Source organism: Pseudomonas entomophila, from assembly GCF_023277925.1.
Taxonomy (GTDB): domain Bacteria; phylum Pseudomonadota; class Gammaproteobacteria; order Pseudomonadales; family Pseudomonadaceae; genus Aquipseudomonas; species Aquipseudomonas entomophila_D.
The window spans coordinates 2,776,485-2,800,953 of the sequence record NZ_CP063832.1; the positions used below are offsets into that span (position 1 = coordinate 2,776,485).

The 24,469-nt window shown below is 63.9% G+C and carries 22 protein-coding genes; 5 read left to right on the forward strand and 17 right to left on the reverse strand.

The genetic code is table 11. The features are described from left to right. Positions 1 to 171: 171 nt before the first annotated feature. The 3 genes from IM733_RS12040 to IM733_RS12050 all read left to right on the forward strand — a co-directional run bounded on the left by IM733_RS12040 (position 172) and on the right by IM733_RS12050 (position 3,122). Entirely contained in the window at positions 172 to 336 is a 165-nt protein-coding gene (locus tag IM733_RS12040; protein WP_248921018.1) for a hypothetical protein, read from the forward strand. 84 nt (positions 337 to 420) lie between these two features. After that, the gene (locus IM733_RS12045; protein ID WP_248921165.1) at positions 421 to 1,785 is read left to right on the forward strand and encodes a glutamine synthetase family protein; all 1,365 of its coding nucleotides are present in this window, start codon (positions 421 to 423) and stop codon (positions 1,783 to 1,785) included. A gap of 29 nt (positions 1,786 to 1,814) precedes the next feature. Then, positions 1,815 to 3,122 carry an NAD(P)/FAD-dependent oxidoreductase gene (locus IM733_RS12050; protein ID WP_248921019.1) on the forward strand — a complete coding sequence of 436 codons (1,308 nt, stop codon included), beginning with the start codon at positions 1,815 to 1,817 and terminating at the stop codon, positions 3,120 to 3,122. Between the two features lie 79 nt (positions 3,123 to 3,201). Here the strand turns inward: IM733_RS12050 and fadD1 are convergent, their stop codons facing one another. Together fadD1 and fadD2 are read right to left on the reverse strand one after the other, a co-directional pair. Further along, positions 3,202 to 4,899: a long-chain-fatty-acid--CoA ligase FadD1 gene (gene fadD1 / locus IM733_RS12055; RefSeq protein ID WP_248921020.1), complete on the reverse strand. Its 1,698-nt coding sequence runs from the start codon at positions 4,897 to 4,899 to the stop codon at positions 3,202 to 3,204. Between the two features lie 463 nt (positions 4,900 to 5,362). Then, complete coding sequence (gene fadD2, locus IM733_RS12060) at positions 5,363 to 7,051, reverse strand: long-chain-fatty-acid--CoA ligase FadD2 (protein ID WP_248921021.1); 1,689 nt, start codon at positions 7,049 to 7,051, stop codon at positions 5,363 to 5,365. Between the two features lie 202 nt (positions 7,052 to 7,253). Between fadD2 and IM733_RS12065 the strand changes: the two genes are divergently transcribed. Together IM733_RS12065 and IM733_RS12070 are read left to right on the forward strand one after the other, a co-directional pair. Next, entirely contained in the window at positions 7,254 to 8,198 is a 945-nt protein-coding gene (locus tag IM733_RS12065; protein WP_248921022.1) for an alpha/beta hydrolase, read from the forward strand. A 34-nt stretch (positions 8,199 to 8,232) separates the two neighbouring features. After that, the gene (locus IM733_RS12070; protein ID WP_248921023.1) at positions 8,233 to 8,703 is read left to right on the forward strand and encodes a MaoC family dehydratase; all 471 of its coding nucleotides are present in this window, start codon (positions 8,233 to 8,235) and stop codon (positions 8,701 to 8,703) included. A 148-nt stretch (positions 8,704 to 8,851) separates the two neighbouring features. Here the strand turns inward: IM733_RS12070 and IM733_RS12075 are convergent, their stop codons facing one another. The 15 genes from IM733_RS12075 to IM733_RS12145 all read right to left on the reverse strand — a co-directional run bounded on the left by IM733_RS12075 (position 8,852) and on the right by IM733_RS12145 (position 24,396). Continuing rightward, positions 8,852 to 10,093: an RNA polymerase sigma factor gene (locus tag IM733_RS12075; protein ID WP_248921024.1), complete on the reverse strand. Its 1,242-nt coding sequence runs from the start codon at positions 10,091 to 10,093 to the stop codon at positions 8,852 to 8,854. Then, on the reverse strand, positions 10,093 to 10,578 hold the full coding sequence (locus tag IM733_RS12080) for an SRPBCC family protein (protein WP_248921025.1): 486 nt from the start codon (positions 10,576 to 10,578) through the stop codon (positions 10,093 to 10,095). The genes IM733_RS12075 and IM733_RS12080 overlap by 1 nt, the downstream gene beginning before the upstream one ends. 21 nt (positions 10,579 to 10,599) lie before the next feature. Continuing rightward, positions 10,600 to 10,944 carry a YciI family protein gene (locus tag IM733_RS12085; protein ID WP_011535057.1) on the reverse strand — a complete coding sequence of 115 codons (345 nt, stop codon included), beginning with the start codon at positions 10,942 to 10,944 and terminating at the stop codon, positions 10,600 to 10,602. 42 nt (positions 10,945 to 10,986) lie between these two features. After that, entirely contained in the window at positions 10,987 to 11,412 is a 426-nt protein-coding gene (locus tag IM733_RS12090; RefSeq protein ID WP_248921026.1) for a YybH family protein, read from the reverse strand. A 105-nt stretch (positions 11,413 to 11,517) separates the two neighbouring features. Beyond that, a complete protein-coding gene (gene aac(6'), locus IM733_RS12095; protein ID WP_248921027.1) occupies positions 11,518 to 11,970 on the reverse strand; it encodes an aminoglycoside 6'-N-acetyltransferase in 453 nt (150 codons plus the stop codon). Then, the gene (locus IM733_RS12100; protein ID WP_248921028.1) at positions 11,967 to 12,440 is read right to left on the reverse strand and encodes a GyrI-like domain-containing protein; all 474 of its coding nucleotides are present in this window, start codon (positions 12,438 to 12,440) and stop codon (positions 11,967 to 11,969) included. The genes aac(6') and IM733_RS12100 overlap by 4 nt, the downstream gene beginning before the upstream one ends. Before the next feature lie 213 nt (positions 12,441 to 12,653). Further along, positions 12,654 to 13,010 carry a hypothetical protein gene (locus IM733_RS12105; protein WP_248921029.1) on the reverse strand — a complete coding sequence of 119 codons (357 nt, stop codon included), beginning with the start codon at positions 13,008 to 13,010 and terminating at the stop codon, positions 12,654 to 12,656. A gap of 50 nt (positions 13,011 to 13,060) precedes the next feature. Further along, entirely contained in the window at positions 13,061 to 13,816 is a 756-nt protein-coding gene (locus tag IM733_RS12110; RefSeq protein ID WP_248921030.1) for a hypothetical protein, read from the reverse strand. A gap of 88 nt (positions 13,817 to 13,904) precedes the next feature. Further along, a complete protein-coding gene (locus IM733_RS12115; protein ID WP_248921031.1) occupies positions 13,905 to 14,264 on the reverse strand; it encodes a hypothetical protein in 360 nt (119 codons plus the stop codon). A 143-nt stretch (positions 14,265 to 14,407) separates the two neighbouring features. Further along, positions 14,408 to 14,785 carry a hypothetical protein gene (locus IM733_RS12120; RefSeq protein WP_248921032.1) on the reverse strand — a complete coding sequence of 126 codons (378 nt, stop codon included), beginning with the start codon at positions 14,783 to 14,785 and terminating at the stop codon, positions 14,408 to 14,410. A 5-nt stretch (positions 14,786 to 14,790) separates the two neighbouring features. Further along, positions 14,791 to 19,599, reverse strand: a complete 4,809-nt coding sequence (locus IM733_RS12125; RefSeq protein ID WP_248921033.1) for an RHS repeat-associated core domain-containing protein — start codon at positions 19,597 to 19,599, stop codon at positions 14,791 to 14,793. Further along, positions 19,596 to 20,336, reverse strand: coding sequence for a DUF4123 domain-containing protein (locus IM733_RS12130; RefSeq protein ID WP_248921034.1), 741 nt, complete (start codon positions 20,334 to 20,336; stop codon positions 19,596 to 19,598). The genes IM733_RS12125 and IM733_RS12130 overlap by 4 nt, the downstream gene beginning before the upstream one ends. Beyond that, complete coding sequence (gene tssI / locus IM733_RS12135) at positions 20,326 to 22,368, reverse strand: type VI secretion system tip protein TssI/VgrG (protein ID WP_283107531.1); 2,043 nt, start codon at positions 22,366 to 22,368, stop codon at positions 20,326 to 20,328. The genes IM733_RS12130 and tssI overlap by 11 nt, the downstream gene beginning before the upstream one ends. A gap of 337 nt (positions 22,369 to 22,705) precedes the next feature. Beyond that, positions 22,706 to 23,347, reverse strand: a complete 642-nt coding sequence (locus tag IM733_RS12140) for a LysE family translocator (RefSeq protein WP_248921036.1) — start codon at positions 23,345 to 23,347, stop codon at positions 22,706 to 22,708. 83 nt (positions 23,348 to 23,430) lie between these two features. Then, complete coding sequence (locus IM733_RS12145) at positions 23,431 to 24,396, reverse strand: threonine dehydratase (protein WP_248921037.1); 966 nt, start codon at positions 24,394 to 24,396, stop codon at positions 23,431 to 23,433. Positions 24,397 to 24,469: the final 73 nt, after the last annotated feature.

The following is a 24,469-nucleotide window of genomic DNA, read 5'->3' on the forward strand; positions in this document are numbered from 1 at the left end:
CGTAAGGGGTGGGATTGTCGCAGATTTGCCAGCCAGATGCTGCCTGTACCGGCCCGTCGCTGTAGGAGCCGGCTTGCCGGCGAACCACTACGCAATGTTTAACCAACCCTGGAGTGAACGTCGCCATTCACTGCTTTAATCAACGTTACGCACCGTGTGAGTATCCAAGGCATGCTTCCCGCCCCGATCATCGCCCGCCCGCTGTCCCGCCCTTCGCAAGCGAAGGCCAGGGCCCGTGCCGGCGAGAATCCGCTGGTCCACATCATCCTCGCCTTCTGGGCCCTGTGGCACTGCCGCCACGCGCGCCCACCGGATACTCCGCTCAAGCACCCCTGACCCAACCCGGCCATCAATGGCCGATTGACTCAGCCTGACCGCTCGCCTGCGCGGCGGTCCTGCGTGCCCATGAGCGAACCCACCATGCACTTTGCACCTGTAGAGCAAGCCCGACGATTCCTGGCCGACAACCCCGATATCGACCTGATCGAACTGTTCATCCTCGACGCCAACGGCGTGCCCCGCGGCAAGCTGCTGCACCGCGAGGAACTGCTAGCCGTGTTCGACACCGGCCGCCCGCTGCCCAGCACCATCCTCGGCCTGACCCTAAACGGCGACGACGTGGAAAACTCCGGCCTGGTGTGGGATGTCGGTGACATCGACTGCCGCGCCTACCCCTTGGACGGCAGCCTGGTGCGCCTGCCCTGGCGCCGGGTACCGACCGCCGCCGTGCAGGTCAGCATGCACCCCAGCGAAGGCCTGCCGGCCAGCGTCGCCGACCCGCGCCACGTGTTGATCCACGCCATCGAAGCCCTCAAGGCCGACGGCTATCACCCGGTCATGGCCTGCGAGCTGGAGTTCTACCTGCTCGACCAGCAACGCGACGCCCACGGCCGGCCGCAGCCGGCGCTGGACAACGACGGTGGCCGCCCACGTACCACCCAAGTGTATGGCCTGCGCGAACTGGAGCAGATCGAGCCGTTCCTCGCCGACCTCTACGCGGCCTGTAAGGCCCAGGGCATTCCCGCGCGCACCGCCATCTCGGAGTACGCGCCCGGCCAGGTGGAAATCACCCTGGAGCACGGCGACGCGCTCGCGGCCATGGACCAGGCCGTGCGCTACAAGCGCCTGGTCAAGGGCGTGGCCAACGCCCACGGCATGCAGGCCTGCTTCATGGCCAAGCCGTTCGCCCAACTGGCCGGTACCGGCATGCACATGCACCTGAGCCTGGCCGACGCTGCCGGCAACAACCTGTTCGCCAGCGAGGACAAGGCCGGTACGCCGCTGCTGCGCCAGGCAGTGGCCGGCATGCTGCGCCACCTGCGTGAATCGCTGCTGCTGTTCTGCCCCAACGCCAACTCGTTCCGCCGTTTCCAGGCCAACAGCTATGCGCCGCTGGCGCCGACCTGGGGCGTGGACAACCGCACGGTCAGCCTGCGCGTGCCCGGTGGCCCAGCCAACAGCCGGCATATCGAGCACCGCATCTGCGGCGCCGACGCCAACCCCTACCTGGCCGCCGCCGCGATCCTCGCCGCCACCCACCAGGGCATCCGTGAGCAGCTCGACCCCGGCGCGCCGGTCGAAGGCAACGGTTATGCCCAGGCCACTGAACACCTGCCCACCGACTGGCTCACCGCCCTCGACGCCCTGGAGCGTTCGAGCTGGGCGCGCGAGGCGCTGGGCGAGGCATTCCTCGGTGTGTATCTGAAGGTCAAGCGCGCCGAGCACCGCCAGTTCATGGCCGAGGTCGGCGAACAGGACTGGCGCTGGTACCTGCACCAGGCCTGATGCCCACGAGATTACAAGAAGGAACCACCATGAATGCAGCAGTGAACAATGGCCCGGCCCAGCGCGCGCCATCCTATTACAGCGCCACCCTCAACGACACGACCGAGTACCCCACGCTCAGGGGCACGGTGCAGGTGGACGTGGCAATCATCGGCGGCGGTTTCACCGGCGTCGCCACCGCCGTGGAACTGGCCGAGCGCGGCCTGAAAGTGGCCATCGTCGAGACCAATCGCATCGGCTGGGGCGCCAGCGGGCGCAACGGCGGCCAGGTCACCGGCAGCCTGTCGGGTGACGAGGCCATGCGTACGCAGATGCGTGATCGCCTTGGCAGCGAAGTGGATGACTTCATCTGGCACCTGCGCTGGCGCGGCCACCAGATCATCGAGCAACGAGTCGCCCGCTATGGCATCGCCTGCGACCTCAAGCATGGCCACCTGCACGCGGCGATGAAACCGTCGCACCTGAACGAACTGCGCGCCTTCGAGGCCGAGGCCCAGCGCCGTGGCATGGGCGACCAGGTGCAACTGCTCGACCGCAGCGCCATGCAGCGCCACCTGCAAAGCCCGCTGTACCTCGGCGCGCTGAAGAACCACCGCAACCTGCACCTGCACCCGCTCAACCTGTGCCTGGGCGAGGCCCGTGCCGCCCATGGCCTGGGCGCGTTGGTGTTCGAGAATTCCGAAGTGCTGGACATCGTCCACGGCCCACGCCCGGCCGTGGTCACCGCCCAGGGGCGCATCGAGGCGCGCCAGGTGATGCTGGCCGGCGACGTGTACCACAAGCTGGAAAAGCGCCAGCTCAAGGGCAAGATCTTCCCGGCCATGGGCGGCATCGTCACCACCGCGCCGCTGGGCGAACTGGCCGAGCAGATCAACCCCCAGGACCTGGCGGTGTACGACTGCCGCTTCGTCCTCGACTACTACCGCCTGACTGCCGACAAGCGCCTGCTATTCGGTGGTGGCGCCAACTATTCCGGGCGTGATTCGCGGGATATCGAAGCCGAGCTGCGCCCGTGCATCGAACGCACCTTCCCGGCGCTCAAGGGCGTGCCGATCGAGTTCCAGTGGAGCTGCGCCATGGGCATCGTGGTCAACCGCATCCCGCAGCTGGGCAAGCTGTCGGACAACGTCTGGTATTGCCAGGGCTATTCCGGGCACGGCATCGCCACCAGCCATATCATGGGCGAGATCATGGCCGAGGCGCTGACCGGGACGTTGGAGAAGTTCGACACCTTCGCGGCGTGCAAGCACATCAAGGTGCCGATGGGGGACTTGCTAGGGAACCCGCTGCTGGCGGCGGGGATGTGGTACTACCAGATGCTCGAGAAACTGCGCTGAAGCCTTTACAGCAGTTCGCCGGCAAGCCAGCTCCTACCTGTGACGCGTAGGAGCCGGCTTGCCGGCGAACAGATCGCAATCAGGCGATTTTCTTCAGCCCCTGCTTCTTCAGCTCTTCGTCACGCAACTCGCGGCGCAGGATCTTGCCAACGTTGGTGGTCGGCAGCGCGTCGCGGAACTCGATGTAGCGCGGCACCTTGTAGCCGGTGACGTTGGCGCGCATGTGCTCCATCACCTGTTCCTTGGTCAGGGTCATGCCCGGCTTGACCACGATGAACACCTTGATCACCTCGCCGGACTTCTCGTCCGGCACGCCAATCGCCGCGCTCTGCAGCACGCCCGGCAGGGCGGCGAGCACGTCTTCGAGTTCGTTGGGGTACACGTTGAAGCCCGAGACCAGGATCATGTCCTTCTTGCGGTCGACGATGCGCATGTAGCCATCCGGCTGGATCAGGGCGATGTCGCCAGTCTTCAGCCAGCCATCACTATCAAGAATCTCGGCGGTGGCCTCTTCGCGCTGCCAGTAGCCCTTCATGACCTGCGGGCCCTTCACGCACAGTTCGCCCACCTCGCCCAGGGGCAGTTCCTGGCCGTTGTCGTCGATGACCTTGCACAACGTGGATGGCACCGGAATACCAATGGTACCGACCTGGTTGGCATCGGACGGGTTGACCGCCGCCACCGGGCTGGTCTCGGTCATGCCGTAGCCTTCGCAGATGGCGCAGCCAGTCACGGCCTTCCAGCGCTCGGCCACGCTCAGTTGCAGGGCCATGCCGCCGGACAGGGTGATCTTCAGCGCCGAGAAGTCCAGGTTGCGGAACGCCTCGTTGTTGCACAGGGCGACGAACAGCGTGTTCAGGCCGACGAAGCCGCTGAACTTCCACTTGCCCAGCTCCTTGACCATGGCCGGCAGGTCACGCGGGTTGCTGATCAGAATGTTGTGGTTGCCAATCAGCATCATCGCCATGCAATGGAAGGTGAAGGCATAGATGTGGTACAGCGGCAGCGGCGTGATCAGGATCTCGCACCCTTCGTGCAGGTTCGAGCCCATCAGTGCACGGCACTGCAGCATGTTGGCGACCAGGTTGCGGTGGCTGAGCATCGCGCCCTTGGCCACGCCGGTGGTGCCACCGGTGTACTGCAGCACGGCCACGTCGTTGGGTTGCGGGTTGGCCTCGGTGACCGCCCCGCCCTTGCCCAGCGCCAGGGCATCGTTGAAGCGCACGGCGCCCGGCAGGTTGTAGGCCGGCACCATTTTCTTCACGTACTTGATGACGCTGTTGATCAGCAGGCGCTTCAGAGGTGGCAGCAGGTCGGCCACTTCGGTGACAATGACGTGTTTGACCTGGGTCTTGGGCACCACCTTTTCCGCCAGGTGCGCCATGTTCGCCAGGCACACCAGCGCCTTGGCGCCAGAGTCGTTGAACTGGTGCTCCAGCTCCCGCGCGGTGTACAGCGGGTTGGTGTTGACCACGATCAGGCCGGCGCGCATGGCGCCGAACACGGCGACCGGGTATTGCAGGACGTTCGGCAGTTGCACGGCGATGCGATCGCCGGGCTTGAGGTCGGTGTGCTGCTGCAGCCAGGCGGCGAAGGCTCCGGACAGCGCGTACAGCTCGCCGTAAGTGAGGGTCTTGCCCAGGTTGCTAAAGGCTGGTTTATCGGCAAAGCGTTGGCAGGATTGCTTGAGTACCGCCTGGATATTGGGGAATTCGTCAGGATTGATTTCCGCCGTGACCCCGGCTGGGTATTTATCCTTCCAAAAATGTTCGATCATGGAAGCCCGCTCCTTCAGCAACAGCGAATTCGGTATGCGTCGATGCGCTTATTATTGATATGGGATGACGGTTCATTGCAAACCGGATCATCTGAAAGCGCGCCGAGAGTAACAGCTTTGCCAGGGGTCGCCTAGAGGCCAGGATAGGCCGAATAGTCACAAAAATGACTCAATGAACAATGCAGGTCATTTTTAGAGTAATTATCCAAAATGTCGCAATATCGGCTGAAAACGCCGAGATAGAGCATCTAGACCCGCCACAAGAATTTGTGGGAACGCGCTCACCCGCGAATACGGTAGTGAACCGACCCACCCATTCGCGGGTAAGCCCGCTCCCACAGAAACCGCACCGGCCTTTCGCCGGTAAGGCCGGCTCCTACATTAACCGCGCCGGCACCACACCTGAGCCGGCTTTGCCGGCGAAAGGGCCGGTGCGATCACCACAACACGGCCTGTGTAAATCTCACGCGATATCACGCAACTCACGCCGCAGGATCTTGCCCACCGGCGTCATCGGCAGCGACTCCCGCACGACAATCTGCTTGGGCACCTTGTACCCGGTGAAGTTGGCCTTGCAGTAGGCCTTGAGCTCATCGACGTCGAGCCCGCCCTCACGCGCCACCACGAACAACTTCACCGCCTCCCCCGAACGCTCGTCCGGCACGCCGATGGCCGCGCAGTTGGCCACCTGCGGGTGGTTCATCACCACGTCCTCGATTTCGTTGGGGTACACGTTGAAGCCGGAGACGATGATCATGTCCTTCTTGCGGTCGACGATGCGGGTGAAACCATCCGGGTCGATGATCGCGATGTCGCCGGTCTTGAACCAGCCGTCAGCGTCCAGCGCCTGGGCGGTGGCCTCCGGCTGCTGCCAGTAGCCCTTCATCACCTGCGGCCCCTTGATGCACAGCTCGCCCCGTTCCCCCAACGCCTGCTCGATGCCAGCGTCGTCGATCACCTTGAACGCGGTGTTCGGTACCGGCATGCCCACGGTGCCCAGGCGCGCCAGCTGGCCGTAGGGGTTGGTGCTGGCCACCGGCGAGGTTTCGGTCAGGCCGTAGCCCTCGACGATACGGCAACCGGTCAGCGCCTCCCAACGCTCGGCGGTGGCCTTGACCAAGGCGGTGCCGCCTGAGTTGGTGACCTTGAGGGCAGAGAAGTCGAGGGCCTTGAAACCAGGGTTGTCCATCAGCGCGACGAACAGGGTGTTCAGCCCCAGCAACGCCGAAAAGCGCCACTTGCCCAGCTCCTTGATGAAGCCCGGGATGTCCCGTGGGTTGGTGATCAGCACGTTGTGGTTGCCGGTGACCATCATGCACATGCAGTTCGCGGTGAAGGCATAGATGTGGTAGAGCGGCAGCGGCGCGATCATCACCTCCTGCCCTTCCTTGATCAGCGGCTGGCCGTCGGGGCCGCGCTGGCCGAAGCAGGCCAGGACCTGGAGCATGTTGGCGACTAGGTTGCCGTGGGTGAGCATCGCGCCCTTGGCCAGGCCCGTGGTGCCGCCGGTGTACTGCAGCACGGCGACATCGTCGAGCGCCTGCGACACCGGCTGGTGGCCAAGCCCGCGCCCCTGGCGCAGTACCTGCTTGAACGACACTGCCTGGGGCAGCTGGTAAGCGGGCACCATCTTCTTCACCTTGTCGACCACGGTATTGACCAGCCAGCCCTTGAGCGAGGGCAGCATGTCGCCCATCTTCGCCTCGATCAGGTACTCGATGCCGGTGTCGTGCAACACTTCCTGCACACGCTTGCCGAACATGTTCAGGTAGACCAGGGCACGGGCGCCGGAGTCCTTGAACTGGTGGCGCATCTCGCGCTCGGTGTACAGCGGGTTGGTGTTGACCACGATCAGCCCGGCGCGCATGGCACCGAACACCGCGATGGGGTATTGCAGGACGTTGGGCATCTGCACCGCGATGCGGTCGCCCGGCACCAGCTCGGTGTGCTGCTGCAGCCAGGCGGCGAAGGCCGCAGAGTGGCGGTCGAGCTCGGCGTAGCTGAGGGTTACCCCCAGGTTGCTGAACGCCGGGCGGTCGGCGAAACGCTTGCAAGAGCGCTCGAAGACATCGACGACAGACTTGTAAGCATTCATGTCAATGGTGGAAGGCACGCCCGCCGGGCGCTTGTCGTTCCAGAAATCGGCTTGCATTTATTGTTGTTCCTCTGCCGGGACCGTCCCTGACCTGATCGCCGAGTGGCAAAAAGGCGTTCTGCCGACGTTAGCAGCAATGTCGAAGGTGGCAAATACGCCAAGTGCCGCCATTAACATTGTGAATCTTATTTCTGCCCTTCCTGCAATCCGGCCCTTTGCGCATAAACTGTGGGTCAACCTCAGCGCGCAAGGACCCGCCATGCCCCACGACGCCTTCTGGCTCCCCGCCAGCGAGCATTGCAGCCTGTATGTGCACCAGTGGCTACCGAGCAAACCGGTCAAGGCCGTGGTGTTGCTGGCCCATGGCATGGCCGAACATGCGGCGCGCTACCAGCGCCTGGGCCAGGCCCTGAACGACGCGGGCTACGCCTTGATCGCCCACGACCAGCGCGGCCATGGGCACACCGCCGAGCTGGGCAGCCTGGGCCTGTTCGCCAGCCATAATGGCTGGAATGCCGTGGTCAACGACCTGGGTCTGCTGGCCCAGCACATCGGCCAGCAGTTTCCCGGCACACCGCTGTTCCTGTTCGGCCACAGCATGGGCAGCTATATCGCCCAGGCCTACCTGCTGCACCACAGCGCCAGCCTGCAGGGGGCGATCCTCAGCGGCTCCAACTTCCAGCCCGTGGCGCTGTACCGTGCGGCGCGCCTGATCGCCCGGCTCGAGGCCTGGCGCCAGGGCCCGCAGGGCAAGAGCGCGCTGATCGATTGGCTGTCGTTCGGCTCGTTCAACAAGGCGTTCAAGCCCAACCGCACTGCCTTCGACTGGCTCAGCCGCGACGCGGCCGAGGTGGACAAGTACGTCGCCGACCCGCTGTGCGGCTATCGCTGCAGCAATCAGCTGTGGCTCGACCTGCTGCAGGGCCTGGCGCAGATCAGCCAGAAGAAGAACCTCGCGCAGATCGACCCGAACCTGCCGATTTTCGTGTTGGGCGGCGAATGTGATCCGGTGAGTGCCGGCAAGCGTCTCACCCTTTTGGCCGACGCCCTGCGCGCGACCGGCAACCGCCATGTGCAGTTGCGCGTCTACCCTGGCGCCCGGCACGAAGTGCTCAATGAAACCCATCGCGACGAGGTCACCGCCGATATCATCGGCTGGCTGGAGCAGGCGCTGGCCCTTGGCCGCCCTGCCCGCAGTGAATGATTGGCCCCCTCGTCCACCGCTCAAGGAAGCCCCGATGACCCAGGTCACCAACACGCCTTACGAAGCCCTCGAAGTCGGCCAGAAAGCCGAATACCAGAAGCCCGTCGAAGAGCGGGACATTCAGCTGTTCGCCGCGATGTCCGGTGACCACAACCCGGTGCACCTGGACGCCGAATTCGCCGCCAAGAGCATGTTCCGCGAGCGCATCGCCCATGGCATGTTCAGCGGCGCGCTGATCAGCGCCGCAGTAGCCTGCACCCTGCCTGGCCCCGGCACCATCTACCTGGGGCAACAGATGAGCTTCCAGAAGCCGGTGAAGATCGGCGACACCCTGACCGTGCGCCTGGAAATTCTCGAGAAGCTGCCCAAGTTCAAGGTGCGCATCGCCACCAACGTCTACAACCAGAACGACGAGTTGGTGGTCGAGGGCGTGGCCGAGATCCTGGCACCACGCAAGCAGCAGACCGTCGAGCTGGTGAGCCCGCCGAATTTCGTGGCGAGCTGAGCGGCTGGCCTGCGCGTCAGGGAAGTCGACGGAAGAGTTTCAGCGCCCTGTAGATCGAGCGCCGCCCGCGCGGCGCTCGATCTCAATACCACTACAAAACCTCCGCTCTGCCCCTGGCCACCCCAACAGGCCCTCGCCAAATCTCGGCTCATACCCCCAGCTCCCGCAGGCGCCGCTCGATATGCCGCCGCTCCGGCCCCTGGCGGGCCAACGCCAGGGCCTGTTGCCAGGCGCCACGGGCCTGTTCGACATGGCCCAGCTGCCGATGCAGCTCCGCCCGCGCGGCATGGGCCAGGTGGTAGTCGCCCAGCTCGCCCCGCTCAAGAATCGCCTCCACCGCCCGCAGCCCCACCGCCGCGCCATCGCGCCTGGCCAGCGCCGCCGCCCAGTTCAGCTCCACCACCGGCGACGGCCAGTGGCGCAGCAACAGCTCGTACAACCCGACGATCTCCGCCCAGTCCGTCGCCTCGGCGCTGGGGGCCTCGGCGTGTAGCGCGGCAATCGCCGCCTGCACGCTGTACGGGCCAATCTCGCGGCCGCGCAGGGCCTGGCGCACCAGCTGGCAACCTTCCTCGATCTGCGCACGATCCCACAGGCCACGGTCCTGCTCGTCGAGCACCACCAGCTCACCCTCGTCGTCGCTGCGCGCACGCTGGCGCGACGCCTGCAGCAGCATCAGCGCCAGCAGGCCGAGCACTTCCGCGTCCGGCAGCAACTGCGCCAGCAGGCGCCCCAGGCGGATCGCCTCGTCGGTCAGCTCGCGGGTAACCACATCCTCCCCCGACGACGCCGAATAGCCCTCGTTGAACACCAGGTAGATCACCCGCAACACGCTTTCCAGACGCTCGGGCAGCTCGGCCAGCGCCGGCACCTGGTACGGGATCTTTGCGTCGCGGATCTTCGCCTTGGCCCGCACGATGCGCTGGGCGATGGTGGCCGGGCTCTGCAGGAAGGCGCGGGCAATCTGCTCGGTGGTCAGGTCGCAGACTTCACGCAGCGTCAGCGGCACCTGGGCGTCGGCCGCCAGCGCCGGGTGGCAGCAGGTGAAGATCAAGCGCAGGCGGTCGTCGGCCAGCAGCTCCTCTTCGCCCGGGTCCTGGGTCTCGCCTTCGAGCAGCATGATCAGGTCGGCCTGGGAACGGTCGAAACGGGCGCGCCGGCGCAGGGCGTCGATGGCCTTGAAGCGCCCGGTGGAGACCAGCCAGGCGCGCGGGTTGTCGGGGATGCCGTCGCGCTGCCAACGCTCCACGGCGATGAAGAAGGCATCGTGCATGGCCTCCTCGGCCAGGTCGAAATCGCCCAGCAGGCGGATCAGCGTGGCCAGGATGCGCCGCGACTCCTGGCGGTAGACGGTCTCGACCTGCCGGCGAACCTGTTCGGTGGGGGTCATCAGTCCGGCATCCGCTGGGTCACCACCTCCACCAGGCGGTCCAGGCTTTCTCCCCAGCCCTGGTGGAAGCCCATTTCCTCATGGGCGCGGCAGTCGGCGGCGTTCCAGTGCCAGGCGCGGGCGGTGTAGCGGGTCTTGCCCTGCTCGTCGTCGAAGCTGACCACTGCGGTCATGAACGCCTTGTCGGACGGCACCCAGCCAGGGCGGAAGGCATCGGTGAACACCAGCCGGTGCGGCGCATGGATTTCCAGGAATACGCCCTGGTGAGGGTACTCGGTGCCGTCTGGGGCGCGCATCAGCGTGCGAAACAACCCGCCCGCCCATAACTGCATCTCGCATTCCGGGGTGGTCATGCCATGGGGGCCCCACCACTGCATCAGCCATTGCGGTTCGGTCCAGGCGCGGAACACCTTGGCGGGCGGGGCGTCGATCAGGCGGCTGATGGCCAGCTCATGCTGGGGTACTGCCGGTTGTACCAGAGTCATGCTTGTCGTTCTCCATCCGGTTCAGGGTTGCAGTTCGCGCACCGGCCGCACTTCGACGCTGCCGACCCGCGCCGCCGGGATGCCCTTGGCGATGTTCAGCGCCTCGTTGAGATCGCGCGCATCGACCAGGTAGAAGCCGGCCAACTGCTCCTTGGTTTCGGCGAAGGGGCCGTCGGTCAGGCTCATGCGGCCACCGCGCACGCGCACCGTGGTGGCGGTTTGCACGGGCTTGAGCGCCTCGGCGGCGAGCATCCGCCCGGAGCCCTGGATAGACTCGGCGTAGGCCATGCATTCGGCGTCTTCGGGGCTGTCCGGCAGGCTGTGCAGCAACCCCTCGTCACAATAGACCAGGCACAGGTATTTCATGATCGTCTCCAGGGTGAGGTGGCGATAGGCGGTCGACGGCGTTCAGGGTTTGAGATCGAACAGCGCTTTTTGCGTTTCCATGTCGAACGGCGCCGACCAGTGCTCATGAATCACCTGCCATTGCCCGGCGTTGCGCCGGTAGCCCACGGTGACACGCATGAAACCGCACTGGCTTTCGTCGTCCGACGGGCCGCAGCGATTGAGCCAGTGGGCCAGGGCCAGGTCGCCGTCGGCGTGCACGGTCAGTTGTTCCACCTCGAACACCATGGGGCCGGTGCAGTAGCCCATGCACATTTCCCAGTGCGCGCGGTAGACGGCCTTGCCCTTGAATTGCAGGGCCTGGATGGCGTCGAAGGCGAGGATGTCGTCGGCGTAGGGGGCGACGATGCGCGCCACGTCGCGCTCGCGCACGGCCTCGATCCAACCTGCGATCAACTGGCGAATTTCGTTTTCGGCTGCGGTGTTCATCGGTGTTTTCTCCGAAGCATCTTCAGCAAGTGGCGCCGGGGCATTCCGGCGCCTTCAACACTAGTCGAACGGGAAAACGGCAGATCGACAACTGCCCGCAAATTTTCAGTCGAGGGGCGTGACCGGCTTGAGGAAGTACACCACCCGCTCGGTCTCGGCAAAGCCCAGGGCCGCGTGCATATGCTGGCTGCCGAGGTTGTCCAGTGCGGCGTCCGAAGCCAGTTCGCGGCAGCCTTTGCCGGCGGCCCAGCGTTCGACGGCCGCGATCAGCTGGCGGGCGATGCCCTGGCCGCGCCGGGCCGACTCGACGAAGATGCCTTCGAGGTACGCCACCGGCGAAGTATTACTGCCATTGACGTAGTCATGGCGCACCGACGCCTCGGCCAGCCCTAGCGCCCTGCCCTGCTCGTCGTACGCCAAAAGGGCCACAAAGGTATCGGGGCGGCGGGCAATATCGGCCATTTCCGCCAGGTGCTCGGCCGCCGCGCTGTCGGGCCAGAGGGCGCTGCGCAGGTACAGCCAGGCCGGGGTGGTCGGGTCGGTGCAGGGGTGGATCATGATCGCTCCAGGGGAATCCAGATTTCCATCAGGGCCTGCGGGTCCGCCGGGTCGTAGCCGGCCGGGTAGCGCTCGAAGACGGCGGCGTCGGCCTGGCGCTTGCCCGAGGCTGGCAGCCATTGGGTAAAGATGGCGTCGAAGGTCGCCTTGATGCACTCCAGGCTGCCCCGGTGTTCGAACACCGCATAGTGCTGGGGTGCCAGGACGAGGGTGGTGAAGCCTTCGGGCAGTGTGGCCATGCCGGTCACCTCGACACCCGCCAGGTAGTCGAACGCGCCTTGGCCGTCGGGGTTGTGGCACACGCCGTAGCTGTCGTGGCCATGCTGGCCGGGGACACGCCCGAGCCATGGGGCGAAGCGCTGCCAGAGCAACTTGAGCTCGGCCAGGCGGGAGAAGTCGTAACGGTTGGACAAACCGGCCAGGTGCAGCGTGCGGCCGTCCTCGAAGCGAGCGGGGGTTGGCTGGGGCATGGGGGCGGGTCTCGGTGGGCGCATTCCCGGGAACCTTTCGGGCGGGGCTGCGCGTTGCCTTGGGGCTTGGAGGCACGGTAGTGGCAGCTTGCGTTTGCGTCAATCCGGGGGATTTGGGCTATAGGTTCAAGGAGCCTTCTGGCTAATTGCAGCCATGACTTAAGTTTGCTCGCGCTTTCTCAACAATTGACGGCGATAGCTTGCGTGAACCGCCTAACCTAGCAGCAAGTCTCTGATATAGGAGCTGCGAGTTCCACCACCGATCCAAAAGTTTGTCACCGCGTTCAGAACCTCAGGCTCCATACGGAGTGCGGTATATGCAGCATCATGCATAAAGTGACTAGCCCCTTCATCCAGCCTGGACTCAAACAAGCTCCCTACCAAAATACAACCTATGGCTGCTCGCACCATCCAAGGTTCCGTCCGCGCTTCAAGAATATGAATCGCCGGAGAAATCAAGGAAACATCTGCCAGAATAATCTCCCAATCCTCTCCCATATCCTCGATAGCAAGACCTAACAGTTCGGAAACTCGCGAACACACATCCGGTGGCGCGCCATAGTACGTCATCGAGCTCCCTCTAAGCGCGCTCCCTCTTGGATTACTAAAATCATGTCTGTTCAAACACCAAACCTAGCATCATCAAAACCTTCATAGAGCCTCACCAGATTATTACAAGCCCCCATTATCTTCCCTCTCCTAGAATGAAAACCTTTACAACAGACATTCTTCCCACACCAATCGCGAATATAACAAGCACCTACAAACATAGGACAAACAACATGCTCACCCGCAAAATCAAACGACATCTTATGCTTCTCGTATCTCAGATACGCAGGAATGCCTTCCGAATTACCATCGCACCCCGGATATACTCCAGACATGCCTAGACCTATCCCCTCGCACCTCAAGAGGGACTCAACCACGACCTCAATATAGTCTCCTCTGTTCAAACCAGAACCAACAAACATATCAAATAAACATTTCCCAGGTATTCCGCTCAGAGTGAGATTACTCATACCACCATAGAGCCCCACCAGTTTTTTACACCATTCAATCACTACTCCTCTATCAGTAACCACCTCCCTATCACACCACTCCTCTATATACTTTGCGCCTTCAGCCATTGAGCAAACAACATACTCATCCATATACTCGAAAGACATATCAAACCCATAAGGATCCAAATAGTCCGGGACACTTAGAACGTCACTATCACACCCAAGATAAACACCTACCATCTCCAGCCCTACACCCTCAAACCTCAGAAGACTATCAATTAAAATATCCAGACAACTCTCATACCTCAAGCCATCCGACATATACAACACCCCCATACAAGCCCTCATTATCTCTCTATCATCAACGCTAAGCATGCTTGCCTCTTCCCTCAAGTGCTTGATATCAAATCACTTCATTTCTCTCTTTCAGAAACCACTTCCATCATGCGTCACCTTAATCCCATCACCCACCGTATAGACTCATTAAACACTGACACTTCCCCATCACCTCCCTCTTATTCTTGTTTACATTTATCTCACACCACTCACTAATCTTTCTCGCCCCTTCAGACATTTCATATATGGCGCTCTCACCGATGAACTCAAATGCCATTCCATTTTCAACACCAACTAAATATCTCGGGACATTATCAAAATCTTCGTCTCGCTGAATATACACACCAGACATTTCAATCCCCATACCTTCGAACTGCAACAAACACTCAAGCAAAACATCAAGATAACTTTCCACATGCAAAGCCCCAGAATCCCTAAAATCCATCAGGCATGCACCAACAATCTCATCACAACTAAATCCCTTCACGACGCCCACCTAACCCAATGAAACGCACTGACTATCACCCAATACCCCCTAATCCAAGCCTACATATCAACCCATAACTCCTATCTTCCTACCTCTTACGGTGTGAAGTCCCTCAATTTTCCAGCGACACTCTAACCCCCCTCCTACCTCCCAGCAAAACAATCCCCATCATAGAGCGATACGAGCTTATTACACGCATACAGAACGGCTTCCCTCTCACAGTAAATTTTTTCATTACACCAAGCACGTATATGCCTCGCCCCCTCTGACATAGTGCAGACATAGATCTCACCCATAAACTCAAAAGCCATATATCCCTTACGGCCAATTAAATATGAAGGAATCATCTGAAAATCCTCATCACACGCCAAGTAAACACCAGACTCCTCCACAGCAACTCCTTCATACACCAACAGCTTTTCAAGCATCACAAGCATATAGCTATCTGCATAACTACTTGAGCACTCCCTGAACCCCGCCAAACAATTCCATATAATTGACTTATCGGCTTCTAGTTTCATTTTACTCACTTCATGGATGGATGGAAATTAACTACTACACCCGCATCATCTCTATAGACCCTGAACTTTATACCACGAAACACCGAATTATAAATTCTTTCACCACTTTTCAACGACCCCTGATAACCTAAAACCGCAGCTTCAAGACCTGCCTCATAAATCTCATCAGTAGAAATCACCCGAGGATCATATACAGTCTTAGGATTATCGAACTTTTTAATACCTACAACTTCCAACGCAGATGTCAGTTTATCCCTACCGTAAGTAATCTCAGAAATCCCTGGCGGGCCAGCCCGCTCCGAGAGCACATGCAAACCTAGATCATCAACAGCCCTCATGAACTCCTCTCTGTCATGCACCCCTTTCACTCCGGGCTTTACGGAGTACCCATCAAATTTTGACAAATGATCTTTTATACCCGCCTTAATAGAAATTCCTTTATAACTACATATCTCCGGACAAACCGACGACAACCCCAACGGATCCACCCACCCCGTCGGATTCACACCATACAAGTACCCATTGACCCCACCCGCCAATCCAATCGGATCCGGCGTTAGATACCGCCCTGTCTGTGGGTTGTAATAACGGTGTCGGTTGTAATGCAGCCCGGTTTCTTCATCGTAGTACTGCCCCTGGAATCGCAGGGGGTTGTCGATGTGGTCCACGTCCAGGCGCAGGACAAGGCCATAGGCGCGGTAGCGCGCCGACCAGCGAACGCGCCCGCTGCTCGAGGTCAACTCCTGGGGCGTGCCGAGGTGGTCGAGGTGGTAGTGCAGGGTTTCGGCGGGACCGTCGCCGTCGCGCAGCAGCATCACCATGGGGCGGAAGCCGCCGGGTTCGTAGACGTAGCTGCGCCAGCGGCCCTGGCAGTGCTCGGCCAGCAGGCGCTCGCCCTGCCAGATGAACGTGGTGACGGTGTCGCCGACGGCCTTGGACACGCGGCGGCCGAAAGCGTCGTAGCGATAGCGGGCCTGGCGGCCGTCGGGTAGGTCGACGCAGGCCAAGCGGTGCTGGCTGTCGTAGTGGTAGCGGGTGACCAACTGCTGGCCATGGCCGCGGCGCTCGCTCACCTGGTTGCCGAAGCGGTCGTAGTCGTAGTGGCTGTCGCCGTGCATCAGCAGGCGGTTGGCCTCGACCCGCACATCGCGCGGGTCGCCGCGCAGGCCGCTCTGGGCCAGGAGGTTGCCGGCGGGGTCGTGGACGAAGTACTCGGCCAGCTCGCCGCGCACGGCGGTCAGGCGGTCCAGGGGGTCGTACTGGTAGGTGCGGGTGCCGCGGCGGGTGTCTTCCAGGCGGGTGAGGTTGCCGCAGTCGTCGTAGTGGTAACGCCGCAGGAACACCGAGCCTTCCTTGCGATCGACACGCTGGGCCAGCAGGCGGCCCTGGCCGTCGTACTGGAACTGACTGAGCAGGTCGCCCTGCTGGCGGGCCACTTCGCGGCCAAGGTGGGTGCGGTGGGTGGTCAGGCGCTGGCCGTCGAGGTCGATGGCCTGCAGGTAGTCGCCGGGCTGGTAGCGGTAGCCCAGGCGGCTGCCGTCGGGCAGCCGGCAGTGGCTGATCCGGCCCATGGCGTCGTAACCGTAGTGCAGGGTCGCCCAGCCCTGGTGCTCGGTTACCAGGCGGTCGCACAGGTCATACGTGTAGGCCAGCGGCCAGTGGCCGTCATCCACCTGCACCAGGCGGCCGAGGGCATCGTAGCTGTGCTTGATCTGCTGCCCGTCGGGCAGGGTCTTGACCAGCAACCGGCCCCGTTTGTCCCGTGTGTAGCGGGTCAGCCACGGCTCACCGGCCTCGCCGTGCTCGGTCTTTTCCAGCAACTGGCCGTTGGGGTCGTAGCGGTAGCGGGTGACCTGCCCGTCGAAGCCGGTCTCCTCGGCGAGCAGGCCATTGCGGTGGTAGGCCAGGCGGTAGCGTTCGCCACGCTCGTTGACCACCTCCGACAATTGCAACTGGGCGTTGTCGTAGCGGTAGCTGAGAAAGCTGCCATCCGGGTCGATGCGCCGGGACGGCAGGTGCAGCCCGTCGTCGTATTCGAAGCGGGTCACCCGCCCCAGTTCGTCGCGCTGGGCGGTCACCCGGCCATAGGCGTTGTATTCATAGCGGCGCACGCCGCCACCGGGCAACGACACCTCGCTCAGGCGCCCGGCCAGGTCCCACTTGTACTGGGTGACCGCGGCGTTCTCGCGCTGGCGCATCACCAACCGGCCCAGGGCGTCGTAGCGGTAGCGCCGCGAGCCGCCGCCCGGCAGGGCTTCGCTGACCAGCTGCCCGGCGGCGCTCCAGCCCAGCTCGTGCAGGCTGCCGTCGGCCTGGCGGATGCCGACCAGGCGACCCTGCGGGTCGTACAGGTAACCGGTGACCTGCCCGCACGGGTCGGTCTGGCGGATCACGTCACCCTGGGCATTGCGCTGGTACAGCCAGCGAGCCTGGCCACGGCGTACTTCGCAGACATGGCCGTCGCGGTAGTGGTAGTGGGTCGCCTCGCCGTCTTCGGGCCGCACCGACAGCAAGTGCCCGGCGTCGTCGTAGCTGTAGACGGTTTCGGCGCCCAGCGGATTGCGCTCGGCTATCAAGCGGCCGTGAGCGTCGTAGGTCTTGTGGTGCTCGGCGCCATCGGCGTCGACCTGGCGCACCAGCCGGGCCTTGTCGTCGTGCTGGAAGACCTGCTGGCTGCCGTCGGCGTTATGCACCGTGACGGCGCCCAGTCCATCCCACTGGTAGCGCGCCTCCAGGCCCGGCACGCTGGACCAGTGGCGCACGCAGCGGGCCTGCTTGCCTTCGCCCTCCCATTCCCAGTAGAACGCCGCGCCGCCCGCCAGCCGCCGCTCGAGGATGACGTTGGCGGCGTCGTAGCGGTAGCGCTCACGCTCGTCCAGGCCGTTGCCCGCCTCGATCAGTTGCCCGGCGTCGTTGTAGTGGTAGCTGGCCAGGGTCGCCACGCACACCCAGGGCGACTGCTCGCGGCCCTTCGCATCCAGCAGCGGCTGGCGCACCTGCAGCTCCAGCGCCACCAGGCGGCTGGCCTGGTAGGCCAGGTACAGGCGGTTGCCGGCGCCGTTGTCGACATGCTCCAGGCGCCCGGCGCGGTCATGGCCCAGGGCGAGGCGGTTGCCGTAGGCGTCGCTCAGGGCCACCAGGCGGCCGTCGATGAAATGCAGGTAGCGCGGGCGCTCGCCGGCCTCGGCGATCACCAGCTCGCCCTCGGCCTCACCGAGGAAGATCGCCGCGTTGCTCAGGCTGTTGCAGATGAATGGGCGGCGGCTGTCGGGCATCGGGAAGCGGGTGCGACGGTTCTCGTGGTCGCACCACACCACGCCCTGGCCGTCGGCCTGCAGCTGGTGGCACAGGCTGTGGCTCCATCCGGGGCCCAGGCCGTGGTCGATCTCGGCCGCGCTGGTGCGGTACATCCGCACCCAGGCCAGCGGCAGCACGCCGAACAACTCGGCATCCTGCAGTGTGAGCAGCTCCTCGCCGGTGACCATCGACACCGGGCAACGGTTTGTGACGGTCTCGTCGGCGCGCTGGGCAGGCTTGTCGCTGGGGGTGCGGGGCTGGCTGGGGGCGTCGGGCAGGTCCGCTTCCGGCTCCACCCGCAGAGTAGCCTGACGCTTGCCGCGCACCACCGAGACGGCGTCGTCCACCAGCATGTCGAGGTCTTGCGGGGCGCTCTTGATGGCCAGCGGCACCTTGGCCGCGCTGTTGACCTCGACGCTGCCGCCCGTCAGCAGCGGCTTGGCCAGGCGGGCATGGGCCGCCAGGGCGTGGTCGCGGCTGAGGTCGATCAGCCGTTGCAGGCTTGCGAGCAGGTCGCTGGCGAAACCGCCAGCGTGCTTGAGGGCCTTGGCGGTAAGCCGGAACGCCAGGCCCAAGCCTCCGGACAGCACGATGCCCAGCAACACGTCGAGCAGCAGGCCGGCATTGAGCATGGCGTAGGCCTGGGCCTGCCATTCGGGCGGGGTCAGGGCGAGCCACTGCAGGATCGCGGTGGCATAGAAGAACATCAGCAGCTCGTCGTGAAGCATCAGGTTGGCGGTATGCAGCAGGCTGGCCGCCTGGGCCTTGAGCTTCTGGAAGTCCGCCTCGCTGATGTGCTGCAACAGCTTGTCGCGGGCACCATCGAGGTTGAACAGCAGCTTGACCAGGGTCTTGAGGTCGTCGAGCAGGTTCATCAACGCGCTGCTGACACCCTCGTACATCGCCGAGTTGATGTCCTTCAAGCGCTGCCACGACCCCACCGGCGGCATGCGGTCCCAGTGCGGGCCAATGCGCTCGGCCCACTCGCTGTCGAGCCAGCCCTTGAGCTGGTCGAGCAGGCCGTCGTAGGAGCCGTGCAGCGCCTGGATTTCGGCCGGGCCGACCTTGGGGTGGAACAGCAGCGTGTAGCGGCGGTTGGCATGGCAGCCGCTGATGGTGGCCCGGCCGTGCTCGTCGAGCAGGCCCTCGAAACGCTGCGGGGCCTGGCCTGGCGGCACTTGCTCCACCAGTTCGTAGGGCGTGCCACCGATGGGCACGAAGGCCAGGCTCTCGAAGCGGTGCACGATGTTCAGCACGCCATTGGCCGGGCAGTTGGCGTAGCCAGTGATCGCGCGTGCCCCCAGCCCCTTGGCCTGGCGCATCACCTCGTTGCCCTCGCTGTCGCTCAAGCGCAGCTCCTGCTCAAGGTCCAGCGCCCAGCCCAGCCACAGGGTGTCCTGCAACTGCTCGAAAGTGGCCAGGCTGTGCTGGCGGAAGTGGTCTATCCGCGCCGGGCCGTCGGGCTTGTGGGCGTCGAAGTTGTCGTAGAGGAACTTGGCGTAGATGAGGAGGCTCATGGGGTGATGTCCTTGTTCACGTGCGCCAGCAGCCGTTCCATGGCTGGCGTGTCGAGCGGGGCACCCAGGGCCAGGCGCTCGACCTTGCAGCGCAGGGTGGCCTCGGGGAGGGCGAAGTAGAGATCGGGGTGGACCTCGCGCAGCCATTGCATGAGGTTGTCGATGACCGGGCCGGGGTCGCGCCGGTGCAGGTGCTCGAGCAGTTCGGCGCTGACCGGCCACCAGGGAAACGGCTCGATGTTCAAGCGTGCGGCCTGGCGCAATGGGCGCGCCTGGCCGTTGCTCCAGACCCGGCTGAACACCGGCAGCAACGCAGGCGCCCCGGCCTGCTCGTGGTCGAGCAGGGCCAGCAACTGGTGGCCGTCCCACAGGCGCAGGAACACCGCGGTGCCGTCCGGCAGCTTCACCTGGGTCAGGCTGCGCAGGTAGTCGAACACCTGGGCGGGCGGGTACGACGACACCGCCAGCCAGCCCCAGTCACGGCAGCGGGCAGTGCCGCACCAGGTGAGGAAGTCGCCCTGGGGCGCGGCTTCCACCAGGTAGGGCATGGCTTCGAGCCAGCCGGCGTAGGGGGTGCCTTTCCACAACGGCATGGGCACTTGAAGACCATCGTGGCGGCGGTAGGCCGCCAGCGCGTCGGCTTCGCTGACGCTGCCGAATATGGCGTACAGGCGTTCGCCATCGGCCAGGGGATTGGCCGCGAGCCAGGCTTCGGGGGTGAGGGTTTCACAGGCCACAGGCACCCTCCTTGCACCGCTCGCACTCTTCGCAGAACGCGGCGCTGCGGCGGAAGGTGTCGAGCTGCGCCTGGGTCAGCGGCCGAGCTGCCGTGGCCTGCTCGGCCTGGGCGGTGGCGCCCGGTGGCAGCGGCATGGCCGGGGTGCCGCCGGCGACCTGGCCGTTGGAATCGACATAGAGCCCCTTGCCGATGGTCACCCCGTTGGCATCGACCCGCACGAAACCGCCCCCGGCGCGCAGCACCACCTCGCTGCCGGCATCGAGCACCAACCGCCTGCCGGCTGACAGGTGGACCTCTTGCCCGGCCTCGACCAGCAACGCCTGGCCGAGCTTCATGTGCCGGGAGTTGGTGATGCTCAGGTGGTCGTCGCCGCGCAGCTCAGTCTTGCGGTCGCCATGCACGGTGCGGTGTTGCTGGGCGTGGTACTCGCTGTGGACATCGCCGTGCACAGTGTCGTGGCGCTCGTTGCGGACCTGAATGCGCTGGTCGTTGCCTACGCTCTGTTCCCAATCGCGCTGGGCGTGAATGAAGATCTGCTCCTGCCCCTGGCGGTCCTCGATGCGCAGTTCGTTGCAGCCCTCGGCCCCCGGCGAGCTGGCCGTCTTGAACACACTGCGGGTCTTGTTTGCCGGCAGTTCCAGGGGCGGCAGGTGCGCGGCGTTGTAGAGGCAGCCGGCGACCACTGGCCGGTCGGGGTCGCCGTCGAGGAACGCCACCAGCACTTCCATGCCCACCCGGGGAATGACCAGGCTGCCGTAGCCGTTGCCCGCCCAGTTGCTGGCCACGCGCAGCCAGCAGCTGGTCTTTTCGTCGCGCTGGCCGTCGCGGTCCCAGTGGAACTGCACCTTGATCCTGCCGAGGGCATCGCAGTGGATTTCTTCACCTGCCGGGCCGGTCACCCTGGCGGTCTGGGCGCCATGGATGCGTGGCCGCTGGCCGGGCGCCGGTGGCCGATAGGGAGTGCCCCAGGGCAACGCCTTGAACTGATTGCGGTAACCCTGCCAGGTCGCCGCCCCGCCTTCGCCGCCGGCCTCTTCCAGGACCTGGGGCTGATGGCCTTCGTGGGTGACCTCGGCCAGGAGCCACAGTGCGTTCCAGGCATCGCGTGGGTGCGCTTCAAGGGTGAAGAAATGGCCACTGCGCAGGGCCGGCTGGTCGCTCTTGCCTTCGGCTTGCAGGTAGTCGGCCCGGAGGCTTTCGAGGGCTCGCTGGCTCATTTGGCGAGCGCCGTCGCGGTCGGTGAAATCCCCGGGAAAACCGTAGTCCTCGACGTCCGGCTGGGGCACGGGCAGCTTGGGCTGGTGCGCGCCGTGCAGCACCAGGTTGGGCTTTTCGAAGTCGTAGCCACGCCGGCTGGCCCGGGCGGTGCGGGCCGCCACCCGGGCGCCGAACTGGTTGACCACCGCCTGCTCCCGGGCCTGGCCGCTGTCGGGCGCGAAGCGGGTCGGCCGGGCCAGGCGCGGGAAGGCGCTCTGGTCGTCGCCGAACACCAGCAGGTGGCCGTCGGGGCTGTGCTCGAAGTGGTAGTGCAGCCCCTCCTCCGCGCACAGGCGCTGGATGAACGCGAGGTCGGTCTCGTCGTACTGGGTGCAGTAGTCGCGCTTGGGGTAGACCGTGGGGCCGAGTTGGAAGCGGTAGGCGTCGGTGAGAATGCCGTGGGCCTTGAGCACCGCGGCGATGATCTGCGGCACGGTCTGCTGCTGGAAGATGCGCAGGTCGCGGTTGTACTCGAGGTAGGCCAGGCGCGGGACCAGCTCCAGACGGTAGTGGGTCAGCCGGGCGCCGGTATCGCCTTGGGCGACGCAGGCGATCTGCCCGTGAATGCACTGGCCGTCGCCGCCGATCTGCAAGGTCGCCAGTTTGTGCAGCAGGTGTTCCAGGTCGATGGCCGGGTCTTCGCTGACCAGTTCGACATTGAACAGGTAAGGTGTGCCGAGCGCCTCCCTGCCGGTGAAACGCAATACTTGCAAGTCCGTTTGAACACCGTGGACCTGCAAGCTGAATCGGGGCTGATCTCCTGATCCGAACATTCGCCATCCTTATGCCAGGTACGCTCACGGCGCCGCACCCACACAAAAGTGCAAGTACGGGGCGCGTTGAAGCCGTTGAGAAGTACCCAAAGCATAAGGCAATGAACGTGCGCAACTTTTGCGCAGCCATACACAAGCAAATGATTTAAAAAGAGAAACGCGAATTTATTTCAATTTATTTTTATATTAAATAACGACAAATAATTGCCCACGCAAAACAATCAATAAGACGCTTCCCAGTACAAAGTAGGAGGTGCCCCACAAACCTAGAAATATATAAACAAATTTATAAACAAAAACGGCGCAAAAGTTCGCACCACACATCTGCAACGAACACTCAAACGGATGCAGTGAGGATGAATTCGCGATAACCGGAGACAATCACATACACCGCGAAATAGCAGAAAATGGCCGCCGACAGCAGGTAGGAGCACGTCAGCAGCCGATCACCGAGCAGGCGCCCGCCATGGCTGGCGATACCGCACAGCGACAGGCACCAGACCAGCCCGGCGGCGAAGAAGCCCCCCAGGAACAACCCAGCGTCGAGCAGGCTGCCGCCACCGGACCTGGAGATCAGCACCCCACCCACCGCCGCGAACCAGAGGATGGCGCTGGGCGAGGACATGGCCAGGAAGATCCCGCGCAGGAACTCGCGCCAGCCCGACTCCACCACCACCTCGCCCCGCGACTCCAGGTGCCCGCCGCGCCAGGCCGCCAGCAGCATCTTCAGGGCGAACCACACCAGCAGCGCCGAGCCGCCCAGCCACAGGGTCCAGCGCACGCTTTCGAACTGCAGCAGCACGGTCATGCCGGCCAACGCGGCAATCGCGTAGACCAGGTCGCCGACGCAGGTGCCCAGGCCCAGCCAGAACCCCTGGAGGAACCCGCGCTGCATGGCCAGGGTGATCATGGCGATGTTGGCGATGCCGATATCCAGGCAAAGGGACAGGCTGAGCAGGAAACCGTTGGAGAAGGGCATGGCACACTCTGGACGAATTCGGGGGTGCCCATTGAACCCGAGGGTAGACGGAGCGTACAGGCTGAATTTGCATCCATACCTATTCAGGCATATTCCTCCCCCGCCAAGACCTGCGCATATCGCGCCCGATCCACATTCGCCCCACTGAGCACCACCGCGACGCGCTTGCCGACCTGACGTTCGCGCTCCTGCAGCAACGCCGCCAAGGCCGCGGCGCCGGCGCCTTCGGCGGTGTTGTGGGTGGCTTCGTGGTACAGGCGCATGGCGGCCGCGATTTCGCGGTCATCTACCCGCACGATGCGCGCGGCATTTTCGCGAACCAGGGCGAACGCCTCCGGATGAGGCACGCGGCAGGCCATGCCGTCGGCGAACGTGTCTGCGGTGGCGGTGGTGACGATGCGCCCCTGCTCGAAGCTCTGGGCATAGGCGTCCGCAGCACTGGAGACCACGCCGACGATCTCGGTGTCCAGCCCCAGCAGGTTGCGCGCCTGGATCAGCCCGCAGATGCCCGAGCCCATGCCAATGGGCACGTACACGCAATCCAGCGCGCTTACCGCCTCGAACAGCTCCAGGGCGTAGGTGGCCACGCCTCGCACCAGCTCCGGGTGGAACGACGGCACCATCGCATAGCCACGGGCCTCGGCGATCCGCGCCGCCTCCTCTCGTGCCACATCGAAGTCGACACCGTGCTCCACCAACTCGGCGCCCAGTGCGCGCATGGCGGCGTTCTTCTCGCGGGAGTTGCCTTTCGGCACCACGATCACCAGCGGCAGGCCCGCCTGGCGCGCCGCCAGGGCCATGCTCTGGCCGTGATTGCCTCGGGTCGCGGTGACCAGCCCACGCGGCACCTGGCCGCTGGCCAGCAGTGCGCGCACGTAGACCAGGCCACCGCGTACCTTGAAGGCACCGGTGGGCGCATGGTTCTCGTGCTTGACCCAGACCTGGCAGCCCAACCGCTCAGCCAGCAGCGGCCAGGCGTGCTGCGGGGTTGGCGGAACATGCTGGTGGACGAACGTGGCGGCTTCGCGCAGGGCGGGCAGGTCGAACATGGCGGGCATCCTTCATCGGTTGGGGTTGAACCGATGCTAAGCGCCGGGCATTGTATGGGTCCAAAGTTATATT